General features: G+C 55.5%; 10 protein-coding genes. 7 read left to right on the top strand and 3 right to left on the bottom strand.

Annotation, left to right across the window (positions count from 1 at the left end):
* Nucleotides 1-122: 122 nt before the first annotated feature.
* Nucleotides 123-1,277: an ABC transporter ATP-binding protein gene (locus ACVWY8_RS02150; RefSeq protein WP_457392041.1), complete on the top strand. Its 1,155-nt coding sequence runs from the start codon at nt 123-125 to the stop codon at nt 1,275-1,277.
* On the top strand, nt 1,271-2,221 hold the full coding sequence (locus ACVWY8_RS02145) for an ABC transporter permease (RefSeq protein WP_457392044.1): 951 nt from the start codon (nt 1,271-1,273) through the stop codon (nt 2,219-2,221). Before ACVWY8_RS02150 ends, ACVWY8_RS02145 begins: the two co-directional genes overlap by 7 nt.
* Here ACVWY8_RS02145 and ACVWY8_RS02140 read toward each other — a convergent pair.
* Nucleotides 2,204-3,223 (bottom strand): aromatic ring-hydroxylating dioxygenase subunit alpha, encoded by a 1,020-nt coding sequence (locus ACVWY8_RS02140; protein ID WP_414374929.1) that lies wholly within the window; start codon nt 3,221-3,223, stop codon nt 2,204-2,206. The two genes, ACVWY8_RS02145 and ACVWY8_RS02140, sit on opposite strands and share 18 nt — an antisense overlap.
* A 203-nt stretch (nt 3,224-3,426) precedes the next feature.
* On the opposite strand from ACVWY8_RS02140, the gene crtH reads away from it, so the two are divergent.
* The 5 genes from crtH to ACVWY8_RS02115 all read left to right on the top strand — a co-directional run bounded on the left by crtH (nt 3,427) and on the right by ACVWY8_RS02115 (nt 10,339).
* On the top strand, nt 3,427-4,983 hold the full coding sequence (gene crtH, locus ACVWY8_RS02135) for a carotenoid isomerase (protein WP_457392046.1): 1,557 nt from the start codon (nt 3,427-3,429) through the stop codon (nt 4,981-4,983).
* 290 nt (nt 4,984-5,273) lie between these two features.
* On the top strand, nt 5,274-5,852 hold the full coding sequence (locus tag ACVWY8_RS02130) for a hypothetical protein (protein WP_457392048.1): 579 nt from the start codon (nt 5,274-5,276) through the stop codon (nt 5,850-5,852).
* A 21-nt stretch (nt 5,853-5,873) separates the two neighbouring features.
* Complete coding sequence (locus ACVWY8_RS02125) at nt 5,874-6,179, top strand: hypothetical protein (protein ID WP_457392051.1); 306 nt, start codon at nt 5,874-5,876, stop codon at nt 6,177-6,179.
* Nucleotides 6,166-7,641, top strand: coding sequence for a glycosyltransferase family protein (locus ACVWY8_RS02120; RefSeq protein ID WP_457392052.1), 1,476 nt, complete (start codon nt 6,166-6,168; stop codon nt 7,639-7,641). The genes ACVWY8_RS02125 and ACVWY8_RS02120 overlap by 14 nt, the downstream gene beginning before the upstream one ends.
* 4 nt (nt 7,642-7,645) lie before the next feature.
* Nucleotides 7,646-10,339 carry a class I SAM-dependent methyltransferase gene (locus ACVWY8_RS02115; RefSeq protein ID WP_457392055.1) on the top strand — a complete coding sequence of 898 codons (2,694 nt, stop codon included), beginning with the start codon at nt 7,646-7,648 and terminating at the stop codon, nt 10,337-10,339.
* Nucleotides 10,340-10,372: 33 nt separating this feature from the next.
* Here ACVWY8_RS02115 and ACVWY8_RS02110 read toward each other — a convergent pair whose 3' ends face one another.
* Together ACVWY8_RS02110 and ACVWY8_RS02105 are read right to left on the bottom strand one after the other, a co-directional pair.
* The gene (locus ACVWY8_RS02110) at nt 10,373-11,098 is read right to left on the bottom strand and encodes a Uma2 family endonuclease (protein ID WP_457392058.1); all 726 of its coding nucleotides are present in this window, start codon (nt 11,096-11,098) and stop codon (nt 10,373-10,375) included.
* Nucleotides 11,099-11,121: 23 nt separating this feature from the next.
* Nucleotides 11,122-11,850 (bottom strand): Uma2 family endonuclease, encoded by a 729-nt coding sequence (locus tag ACVWY8_RS02105; RefSeq protein ID WP_457384496.1) that lies wholly within the window; start codon nt 11,848-11,850, stop codon nt 11,122-11,124.
* Between the last annotated feature and the right edge of the window lie 69 nt (nt 11,851-11,919).

The raw sequence follows: 11,919 nt of genomic DNA, 5'->3' as shown, positions 1-11,919 counted from the left end.
CAACGTTTCCCATCTGGAAAGGCTACGGCCAGGGATCCCCGTTTGCAGGGCTGAGCGTGGAACTGGTGCCCCTGGTGTGGAGGATAACTGCAATTTTCTCGGAGACTTGCATACTGGGTTAGATGGTTTTATCAGCGCTGTCAACTGTGATCGCGAGTGTCATCTCCAGTACTTCCACCGTCCGGGATCCCGACTGGGATGTAGAAGTGGCGGGCCTCTACAAGCGTTTTGGCGATTTTGTGGCCCTCAATGGCATTGAGCTGAACATTCGGCGGGGGGAGTTTTTCGGCCTGCTGGGCCCTTCCGGCTGTGGCAAGACCACCCTGCTGCGCATCCTGGCCGGCCTGGAGATGGCCGATGCTGGGGAAGTGGTGATTCGAGGTCGCCCGGTGGGCCACCTGCCCGCCCACAAGCGCAACGTCAACACGGTGTTTCAGAGCTATGCCCTTTTCCCTTTTATGACGGTGGAGGACAACATCGCCTTCGGCCTGCGCATGCGGGGTGTGCGGGGAGAAGCTCTGCGCAAGCGGGTAGCGGCTGCTATGGAATTGGTGGAGATTGCAGCTCTGGCCAAGCGGAAGCCCCATGAGCTGTCGGGGGGACAGCAGCAGCGGGTGGCCTTAGCTCGGGCTTTGGTGAATGAGCCGGAGGTGCTCTTGTTGGATGAGCCGCTGTCGGCCTTGGATGCCAAGTTGCGCAAGCAGCTTCAAGTGCAGTTGTGCGAGTTGCAGCGCCGCCTGGGCATGACCTTTATTTTCGTTACCCACGACCAAGAAGAGGCTTTGGTGACCAGCGACCGGGTGGCGGTGATGCGGGCGGGGCGCATTGAGCAAGTGGGCCTTATCGATGAGGTGTACGAGCGCCCGGCGACGGCCTTCGTAGCCGATTTTTTAGGGGCCAGCAACCTGATCGAGGGGATCGCCTGTGGGACGGACTGTGTGGATACGCCCTTGGGAAAGCTGAAGGTCTTGGGGATCCCGGCCAGCTCGGAACCGGTGCAATTGGCTATTCGCCCGGAAAAGATCCAGCTCTCTCGCAGCGGCTGGGATCTGCTGCCCAACCAGGTGCCGGTGCGGGTGGAAAACCTCATCTACACTGGGGCTGAGAACCAATACCTGTTGCGGACAAGCCAAGGTCAGCAGCTCAAGGCCACGGCCCTCAACACCGATATTGAGGATGCAGGGTTTGAGATCGGCGCAGCGCTGGTGGCCCACCTACCCCCGAAAAGCCTAATCCGTTTGCGACCGGATCCCCGTCAGGAGGAGACTGGATGTTGAAGCTGCCATCTCCTGTGGGCAAGTGGATCCCTGGCCAAGCCCAGGTGCGATTTGGGGAGCTGCTCACCCCTTGGCAGGAGTTGGGGCGCAGCCTAATTTTTGCTGGGCCAGGGGTGCTGTGGGTGATGGTTTTTCTGGTGCTGCCGGGGCTGTTGCTGTTGGTGTGCAGCTTTCTCAGCCGCGGGGAGTTTGGCCAGATTCAACTGCCCCTGACCCTGGAGAACTATCTGCGCATTCTCGGCTTTGGCCCCTTGGGATGGACGCCCATCTACTGGCAGATCTTGGGCCGCAGCCTGCTGGTGGCGGGGGTGACCACCTTTTTTTGCGTGCTGCTGGCCTACCCATTGGCTTTCTTCATTGCCGCCCACCCACCCCGACAACGGGATCTGTTGCTCACCTTGGTGGTGGTGCCCTTTTGGACGAACCTGGTGATCCGCACCTATGCCTGGATGGTGGTGCTGGCCCCGGAAGGGTGGCCGGCTCGCTTGGCGGCCTGGCTGGGCTGGATCCCACCGCAAACGGCTCTGTATCCCAGTTGGCTGGCGGTTTATCTGGGCATGGTCTACACGTTTTTGCCCTACATGGTCTTGCCCCTGTACACGGCGGTGGAGCGCATCGATTGGCGGCTGGCGGAAGCGGCACGGGATCTCTATGCCAAGGGTTGGCAGGTCTTTTGGTGGGTGCTTCTGCCCCAGACCTTGCCTGGACTGGTGGCGGGCCTCATTCTGGTGGGGATCCCGGCTTTCGGCATGTTCGTAGTGCCGGATCTGTTGGGGGGCAGCAAAACGCTGTTGATCGGGAATGTGATTCAGTTGCAGTTTGGCTCCAGCCTGGACTATCCTTTCGGGGCGGCCCTCAGCTTTTTGGTCACCGGCCTCACCCTGGGGTTGATCTACGCCTACAGCCGCTACGCCGGCACCCGCAGCCTAGAAAATCTGGTTTGAGGAGCTGCTGTGGGCTTTGAGCAGAGCCGCCAATTGCTTGCGCATCAGGATCCCGGGCTTATCGGTGAGCATGTGCTGCTCGGCGCTGAGGGTGAGAGGAACGTCGGGATCCGTGGTCTCCAAAATGGCTTTATCTTCCAGAGTTACAGCCCGGTCGAAGCGAATAACCTCGGCGGCTGGGGTATCGGCTTCGGTGTCGTTGCGCAAACAAAACTGCACCACTTGGGAGGCTCGGTCGTTGATGGGGGTGGGGATGTTGACGATGACATGGCTGCGGCCATTGGGGTAGCGGATGTGAAGGTGGTTGGTGAAGGGCAAATGCCAGGTTGAAGTGGTGGTGCGCTCGGTTTTGGCGGCAGCAATGCCCAGGTTTTTTTGTTGCAGCTCTGGGTTGGCTACACCGAGCACTGTGCGGGTGCGGATCCCGTAGTCCAGCTCCTCGACCTCGAAGTGGCTGGGTACCAAGTCTTCCATACTGCCAAAGGTGTTCTGGTGTACAAAGCTGATGTGGGCGGCATCGAACTCGTTCTCGCAGATGCGCAAGCTGGCACATTCCCAGCGTTCGTAGAACTCGTGGATGAGCCGGTAACTGGGATCCTCGGCTTCTGGGATGACCGGGATCCCCCGTAGAGGCTGGGGATGCAAGCACACCCAAGCATAGCCATAGCGGGCCTGGCAGAGATAGGCAGGAATGCGGTAGCTCTCTGGGATGCGGGCCTGATCCGGCAGTTGCGGCACCTTGACACAGGCTCCCGTGCCATCGAACTCCCACCCATGGTAGGGGCAGCGGATATGGTCATCACAGACGATTCCCTTGGACAATTGCGCCGACCGATGACAGCAGCGATCTGCGGCTGCCTGGGGCTGTCCGGCTTTGTCCAGCCAAAGGACGATCCTCTCTCCCAGCAGCTCGAAAGGTTGCGGGGATCCCTGCTCCAATCGGCTGAGGGGCATCACCGGATACCAGAAGCGCCGAAAGACAGGATGCTGGGTCACCAACATGGCAAAACCATCTTTATCGTATGGCCGGATTCTGTATAGCAAATTCGTGAATTCGGTTCCGTAGCCCGCGCCACAATCTCTATTTGGGGATCTTGCAGATCTGGGCAAACTCATTCCCAGGGGAGCTCAACTCATGGGGAAACCCTAGAACCTCTGGTACGGTAAAGATACTGATCTTGCGTTTGAGTTTCCAGAGGGATCCCTTGACCTCAACTTTGCCTTCTCAGACCCTCTTGCAGGCTCTGTACACCCCTTCCCCTGCTTGGGATGCCATCGTCATCGGTGCTGGGATCGGGGGATTGGTCGCGGCCAGCCAGTTGGCCGCCAAAGGATACCGTGTGCTGGTGCTGGAGAAATACCTCATTCCAGGGGGCAGCGCCGGCTACTTTGAGCGTCCGGATCCCTTAGGCAACGGGATCTACCGCTTTGACGTGGGCGCTTCCATGATCTTTGGGTTGGGCACCCAGGGTACCACCAACTTGCTGACCCGCGCCTTGGCAGCCGTGGGCCAATCCCTGGAGTCCATCCCCGATCCGGTGCAGATTGCCTACCACTTGCCCAAGGGGCTGAATCCCCGAGTACACCGGGATTACGAGCAGTTTTTGCAGGAGCTATCCGGCTACTTTCCCCGGGAAGCCGCCGGCATTCGCCGGTTCTACGATAGCCTGTGGCCCATCTTCAACAGCCTCAACGCCATGGAGCTGCTCTCGTTGGAGGAGTGGGGCTATCTATTTCGTTCTTTTGTGAGCAATCCCCTCGGCTGCCTGACCTTGGCGCGCTATTTGCCGGTGAATGTGGGCCAGGTGGCGCGGCGCTGTCTGCGGGATCCGGATTTGCTGCGCTTTGTGGACATGGAGTGCTACTGCTGGTCGGTGGTGCCGGCGGATCGCACGCCCATCATCAATGCCGGGATGGTGTTTTGTGACCGACACTACGGCGGTATTAACTATCCCAAAGGGGGGGTGGGGCAGATCGCCCAAAAGTTGGCCCAGGGGCTAGAGGCCCATGGCGGGCAGATCCGCTACAAAGCACCCGTGCGGCGGATCCTGGAAGAAAGAGGTCGGGCGGTGGGCGTAGAACTGGCCAGCGGGGAAAAGCTCTTTGCCCGCACAATCATCTCCAATGCCACCCGCTGGGACACCTTTGAGCGCCTATGGCCGGGATCCCTGCCCAGGGCGGAGCGGCAGTGGCAAAAACGCTACCAGCAATCCCCTAGCTTTTTAAGCTTGCACCTGGGGGTGCGGGCCGAGGCCCTGGCCGGCGAATGCCATTGTCACTACATTCTCCTGGAAGACTGGGATCAGATGGAGGCTGAGCAGGGCACCCTTTTCGTCTCCGTCCCCACCCTGTTGGATCCCGACCTGGCTCCCCCGGGCCGCCACATTGTTCATGCCTTTACCCCCAGTTGGATGTCCACCTGGCAAGGGTTGAACCCAAGCCAGTACCAGATCCAAAAACAGCAAGCCGCCGACCGCCTCATCCGCCGCCTGGAGGCCCTTTGGCCCCAACTGGGATCCCACATTGAACTGAAGGAGATAGGCACCCCCCGCACCCACCGCCGCTTTTTGAGCCGCAGCAACGGCACCTATGGGCCTATCCCCAGCCGGGATCCCTGGGGCTTGCTGGGCATGCCTTTCAATCGCACCGCCATCCCCAACCTATACTGCGTGGGGGATAGCACATTCCCCGGCCAAGGGCTCAATGCCGTTGCCTTCTCCGGCTTTGCCTGCGCCCACCGGGTGGCAGCGGATTTGGTTTAGGTTGCCCTTATCCTTGCTACTCCCTTCTCCCTCTGGGAGAGGGGCAGGGGATGAGGGTTGAGCGGCGCAGAGGGTTTGGGAGGCAGTTGATGGTCAATTCAAACAACAATGAGACGCTAGCCAGTGAGATAGCGTCCGTTCCCGAAAGCAGGCTGTAGGCCTTTGAATCAGGACATTGTCCAGAATCAACACAGATGTCCTCTTCAAACTCGGTATTCAGTATCTCTCCAGCCACCCCTCAAATCCTTATTGGCTATAGTTGCGGCTGTCCGGAAGTGATAGCAGCAGACTTGCTGGACCTGCCGCGGCTGGAGCTGTATGTGGAAGAGGGGTTTGGGGATCCCTGTGGTCTGCTGCAGCAGAAGGGAGTGCCGGAGCGAATTCACGAGGTGAGAGGGGAGCCAGCCAGTTGGCCTAGTTTTGATGCTGTGGTGTGCACAGCTGAGGACTTGCAGCGGCTGGGGCGGCCTGTGAGGGCTAACTTTGCTTTCATTCTGGGACAAGATACCCAGCTCCTCTTTGCCAATGCGGGTAAATTGATGGAACCGATGGCGCGCGTGTTCCGTATGGGCGAACTTTGGTATTCAGCAAAACTGTATGAGGATACCCTTTTTCTCGTCAACACTTATCTGAACTTTCCTCTGTTTGTTTCTGAGGTGAGGACGCTTGTTGATATTGGATCTGGGGTGGGCCTTGGCAGTGTTTGTTTTCGGGGTTTCTGCCCTGAGGTGGCCATTCATTGTTTTGAGGTGGATCCCTTGGCCTTGCACCTGCTGCAGCAGAATGCTCTTGGCCTGGGCAACTGCTTTGTGCATCCGGTGGGGCTAGCGGGGCAGAATAGCTGCAGAACTTGTCGGCTCTGGCCGTAGGATCCTCAAGCGAAGTGGGGAGTGGAGCAGCCGCTCCCTTTCCGGGAAGCCAGGGCAGCTCTCAAGGAGCTGGGTCTGGAGTTCATCGATGTGCTCAGGGTGGCTACAGGTGGAGAGGAGGTGGAGGTGTTGACCAGCCTGCAAGAGCAGCTCGAAGACATCAAGGTCATCTATGTGGAGTTTTGCTCAGAACAAGACCGCAAACAGATTGACCAGATGTTGGATCCCTCTCATCTCCTCTGGCAGGAGGAAGTTTCTCAGGGTAACTACGGGTGCTTATGTTATCTGAATAGATGCATATTCTACGAAAGCAGTGGTAATCTTTAGAAGGCAATTTATAAAGACTCGAGTCCACAATCCTCAACTAATATTTGGTGGCTCGTTAATCTCTTTCAACTGCAGCCTGAACGGGGATCTGAACTTAAGGAACTTGGAAGTGATTTCTGCAGGGGGCTTTCTGCTCACCGACCAGCTCTCCTTCGCCTCAGGATTGGACGAACTTTTGGCGCCCGGCACCTACTGCGACACCTACAACTCCGAAGCCCAGCTCCTGGAGAAAATCCGCTACTACCTAGACCATCCCCAGGAGGCCATTCAAATTGCCCGCCGCGCTTACCACACCTTTGATGAAAAGTGGCATCCCCGCCACCGCATCCAAAATCTCCTGGAGTGGGTGTTTGGAGGAGAACTGCCGGAGCCCTTTCGTTACTCGCCCCGCTCTGATGTGCGCTACTTTGTCAGCACGGCCAGCTCTGCCTGGATAGACACACGACTAGGAATCTACGAGCCCATTCAAGAGCTGCATCGCGTGCAGGAGCGACTGAGGGTATTTGTTGGCCGAGGCTGTCCTGGGGTGATAGCCGCGGACTTGCTGGACCTGCCGCGGCTGGAGCTGTATGTGGAAGAGGGGTTTGGGGATCCCTGTGCCCTGCTGCAGCAGAAGGGAGTGCCCGAGCGAGTTCATGAGGTGAGGGGGGAGCCGAGCAGTTGGCCCAGCTTTGATGCGGTGGTGTGCACAGCTGAGGACTTGCAGCGGCTGGGGCGGTCTGTGAGGGCTAACTTTGCTTTTGTCTTGGCAGAGGACCACCAACTTCTTTTGGCCAATGCCAGTAAGTTAATGGAAGCAGTGTTGACTGGCTTTGACTTTGGCAAACTCAGGTTTTCGGTAAAGCTCTACCCAGACACCGTTTTTTACGAGAGGACGTATCTTAACTTTCCTGTGTTTCTGTCTAGTCAGGTGCAGACGGTTATCGACATCGGAGCTGGGGTAGGCCTTGGTAGCGTTTGTTTTCGGGGTTTCTGCCCTGAGGCGGCCATTCATTGTTTTGAGGTGGATCCCTTGGCCTTGCACCTGCTGCGGCAGAATGCTCTTGGCCTGGGCAACTGCTTTGTGCATCCGGTGGGGCTGGCGGGGCAGAATAGCTGCAGAACTTGTCGGCTCTGGCCGGAGGATCCTCAAGCGAAGTGGGGAGTGGAGCAGCTGCTCCCTTTCCGGGAAGCCAGGGCAGCTCTCAAGGAGCTGGGTCTGGAGTTCATCGATGTGCTCAGGGTGGCTACAGGCGGGAATGAGGTGGAGGTGTTGACCAGCTTGCAAGAGCAGCTCGAAGATATCAAGGTCATCTATGTGGAGTTTTGCTCAGAACAAGACCGCAAACAGATTGACCAGATGTTGGACCCTACCCATCTCCTCTGGCAGGGAGAAGTTGTAGCAGGTCAAAGAGGAGTCCTTTGCTATCTAAGCAGGGCTTGCTTTGTCGACAACAATTCAAGCCTTGGAGGAGAGACTTAAGGTTATGAACTCAACCATTATCGTTACGGCTGCTGACAGCAAGTTTTTTGAATTGGTTCAGGGGACCATTCTCTCTATTCGAGAAAAGCCACAGGGCAACTCTGTAGATATTGGATTTTTTGATGTAGGGTGCACGCCAGAGCAGTTGCAATGGATAGGTCAGTACGTTGACTATATCGTAGAGCCAGATTGGAATTACAACGTTCCTGATGTCGATAAACAACCTAGGTACCTCAAAGCGCTGGTCTCTAGACCTTTTTTGCCTGAATATTTCCCAGGTTATGAAGTTTACATTTGGATTGATGCAGATGCTTGGGTGCAAGACTGGTCTGCGATTGATCTTCTTGTCTTAGGAGCAAAAAGAAAGAGCTTCTCAATAGTTCCAGAGTTAGTAGCTAAACATAAGAATAGACCCTGGATGCAAACTTGGATATCTTGGCACTACCACCTTTACTTCTACCACACGGAATTTGATCGTTTAGATATAGAGCCTCTGCTAAATGCTGGTGTGTTTTCTGGTGCCAGACAGTCTATTCATTGGTCAATATGGGGCAAAAGATTAGGTCAAGCTATTTCTAGGTGCCTTGATTTGTGGACAGACCAGTTTGCTCTAAACGTGGCTATTTATAGAGATATAGGTCTGGATAGAGTTGAACTTTTGCCATTAAATTGCAACTGGCTAGCCCATTATGAGATGCCCCAATGGGATTTGCAAAGGAAGATTTGGGTGGATCCTTTTCCACCTCACAATCCAGTAGGAATCATACATCTTACAGCCGACGTTAAGGTGAGACCAACTCATATTGCGCTTACAACTGAAGGTTTTAAGATTGAAGCTAGCTTGCGGTATGCAGGCATCATCTCCACTCCGGTCAAGAGATACGACTACGTATCGCCTAACCAGATTAGAATACATCTTGACCATAGCTTTCCTTCAATGATTGCGGCCGAGCCAAGCTCTCACCCCTGGCCTTATCTACGGAAAGAAGTTCCTCACCTTTGGCATACGGATCTACGTCAACCTACCATCGGCTTTGTTAGTCGGGACGAGGCACACATTCTGTACAATACTGCGCTAAAGTTTCGAGGAAAATCTGCTCTGGAGATCGGCTGTTGGTTGGGCTGGTCAACTGCTCACCTGTCAGCAGGAGGTGTTATTCTCGATGTTGTCGATCCAATTTTGGAAAATCCACTGGCTTATGAGAGCGTGAACCAGTCTCTCTGCTCGGCTGGAGTTCGCTCTAATGTCAATCTCTACCCTGGCTACAGTCCGGAAAAGGTAGAGGAAATTGCCCAGCAAGAGGATCGTCGCTGGTCTCTGATTTTCATCGATGGGAATCATGACTCACCAGCCCCCTTGCAGGATGCTCAAGTGGCAGAGCGCTATGCTGCTGAGGATGCCTTGATTCTGTTTCATGATCTAGCCTCGCCGGATGTGGCTGAAGGTTTGAATTACTTGAGAGACAGGGGCTGGAACACGATGATTTACCAGACCATGCAAATTATGGGAGTGGCCTGGCGAGGCAATGTCAAGCCCGTTGAGCATATTCCAGACCCTGCTGTGAATTGGACATTGCCAGAGCACCTCAAGGACTATCCGGTCTGTAACCTTGAGTTGTCTAGGGTGCTAGAGAAAGTTAAATCTTTTACCTCGCTGGGCTTTGAGCGTCTTTGGAGCCTTTATTCACTGGCTAAGCAGGTTTGTGAAGAAGACATTCCTGGGAACTTTGTAGAATGTGGTGTTTGCAGGGGTGGAAGCTCAGCTTTGCTGGCCTGGGTGATTAAGAACTACAGCCGTCGACCTCGCAGGCTATATGCTTTCGATACCTTCTCAGGTATGCCTGATCCAACAGAGGTGGATCGAGATTATCGAGGAGTTGGTGCCAACGATACGGGTTTTGGATCCGGTGCCTTAGCAGCACCCATTTCGGAGAACTTAGAGGTGGTTGCCAAGGAACTGGGAGTTTGGGATCTCATTGTCCCCGTGCCAGGGCTGTTTGCTGACACCTTGCCTGCCTATCGAGAGCAAGTGGGTGAGATTGCTCTGCTGCATGCAGATGCTGACTGGTATCAATCAACGATGGATATTTTTCATCATTTCTATGATCAGGTTCATTCCCAAGGATTCATCCAAATCGATGATTACGGACACTGGCAAGGATGTTGGAAAGCTGTTCATGACTTCGAGCAGGAAATCAGAGCCTTTTTTCAGCTCCATAGTGTCGATTACACAGGAGTTTGGCTGAGTCCTTCTGAGAACTGGCTAGTGGTTAGAGATGGCCTAACAGAAATCTCTAAATCAGAAAGGATCCGCCTGAGCAAGATCAACGTGGGCCTTTTCCCCTACTGGGAAATGGAGACAGAGCAGCTTATCCAAGAACTGGAGGGCTTGCTGGAGCCAATTCTGCGCAGTCCTCAGCCAGAAGACTATGCTCTGATCTTCCTAGGGGATCCGGATCCGCAACTGGCCAATCAAACTCTGGAGATAGCTGCAGGCAACATAGCTCTCAGGCTCATGGAAGAGGGGTTAGAGCTCAGTAGAGAGCCGTTCTGTTCAGTGGTAGCTGGCTTGAACCCCTATCAATGGGAGAGACTTATTCCCCAACTCAACTATCGCTATCTCTTGAAGCGGGAGCGCTTTCCCAAGGGATTACGGCCTGCTATTCAAAAGCTACCTGTGTTGCTGTTGGCCTCCTAGGGATCCATCTGTTGTCTTGAGTTACTTGGCTGTCTACAGGGCGTCTGGATCTACCCCTAGCTCTTGTAGCTTCCGGGCCAGGCGCCCTGCCCGTTGTTCGGCCTGCTCAGCCCTTTGCCGCTCCAGTTCGGCCTCGGTGGGTACCAGTTCCCCAGCAGCAGTGGCCCAGCGAATCCAGGTGGCCTCGATGTCCCGAAACCTGCCCTCCCACTTCACTAGGCACAATCCCAAAACCTCGCTCGGCAAGCAACCCTCGGCATCCTCTTGAATTGGCTCATAGCGGCCGCCCCTTAGCCGAAACCCCGCCCAGTCTTCTGGATCAAACGGGTCAAACCAAAAGTACTCCGGCACCCGGATAATCTGCTCATAAAGTTGCTTTTTGCTTGTTTTATCTTCCTGGGCAGTGCTGGGAGAAAGAAGCTCAATCACCACGTCCGGCCCTTTGCCCTGCTCCCAAATCACCCAGCTTTTGCGCTCGCCTTTAGGCACGCCCAACACCACAAAATAATCCGGCCCTTTGAAATTGCGGCCGCGGGTCTGCTCCAAGCTGTAGTAGAGAAACATATTGCCACCGACAAAGCCATCAGGGCGCTGCTGCAACCAGGTTTGGGTAGTGGAGATGAGCAAGTCCATCTGGCACCTGTGCCGCCAGCTTTCCATAGGTTCGCTGTCGTCGTAGGGGAGCTCGTCTTGGGTGGGGGGCAACTCGGGTAGATAAACCGGATCCAGCACCTCAGTAATTGGGTTCGGGTTAGTCATTGCCAGTTCTCCTCTCTTTACCCTTACAAGGTATCGGGATCCACCCCCAGCTCCCGCAGCTTCTGGGCCAGGCGCTCTGCTCGCTGTCGCTCTTGCTCAGCACGTTGGCGCTCGATTCTCTCAGCTTCTTCAGGAGTAGGCACCAGCTCCCCATTGGGGAAAAAGTAGCGCAGTTGTTGGTTATGGATCCCCAGATACAGCTCCAGCATCTCGCTCCAGCGCCAGCCCTGCTCCGTTGGCTCAATCTCCTCGTACTTCTCCCCCCTCAGTCGCAAACCCATAAACTCCTGCGTCTCCGGAGAATAGTAAAAGTACTCCGGTGTCCTGAAAATCCTTTCGTAAAGCTCCCGCTTCTCACCCCGATCCACTTTGGCAGTCGATTCCGAAAGCAGCTCGATGATCAAGTCCGGGTATTTGCCACCTTCTTCCCACACCACCCAAGAAGGGCGGGGGCGGTTTTCTACCCCTTTGACCAAAAACAGATCTGGCCCGCGGAAGTCTTTATTTTTGAGTTGCTCTCGGCTGTAGTAGACGGTGAGGTTCCAGGCGAGGAAGTAGTCGTTGCGGTCTTGCCAGAGGCGGGCGAGGCAGCTGACCAGAATCAAAAGCTGCAGGGCATGCAGGGAGTGTTCCATTTCGGGTTCATCGCTGAGCAGCCCCTGGGCCGAGGGCATGAGCTCCGCCAGTTGCTGGCGGGTGAGGGGAGTAATCTTTTCCTCGGCTTTCTCTTGGAGTTTTTCTTGGGCCAGCATTTTTGCACTCGGGGCAAGTGAATTAGCTGTAGGCTAACCCATCGATAGAACCACCGGCAGGTGCTCTGC

The organism is Thermostichus sp. OS-CIW-32 (genome assembly GCF_054060415.1).
Note: the sequence above shows the minus strand (reverse complement) of the source record. Positions and strands in the feature narration are given on the sequence as shown.

Excerpts from the sequence above, each read along its gene's own strand:
- ACVWY8_RS02150 (WP_457392041.1), top strand. The coding sequence starts at position 123 with ATGGTTTTATCAGCGCTGTCAACTGTGATCGCGAGTGTCATCTCCAGT.
- ACVWY8_RS02145 (WP_457392044.1), top strand. The coding sequence starts at position 1,271 with ATGTTGAAGCTGCCATCTCCTGTGGGCAAGTGGATCCCTGGCCAAGCC.
- ACVWY8_RS02140 (WP_414374929.1), bottom strand. The coding sequence starts at position 3,223 with ATGTTGGTGACCCAGCATCCTGTCTTTCGGCGCTTCTGGTATCCGGTG.
- ACVWY8_RS02115 (WP_457392055.1), top strand. The coding sequence starts at position 7,646 with ATGAACTCAACCATTATCGTTACGGCTGCTGACAGCAAGTTTTTTGAA.
- ACVWY8_RS02110 (WP_457392058.1), bottom strand. The coding sequence starts at position 11,098 with ATGACTAACCCGAACCCAATTACTGAGGTGCTGGATCCGGTTTATCTA.
- ACVWY8_RS02105 (WP_457384496.1), bottom strand. The coding sequence starts at position 11,850 with ATGCTGGCCCAAGAAAAACTCCAAGAGAAAGCCGAGGAAAAGATTACT.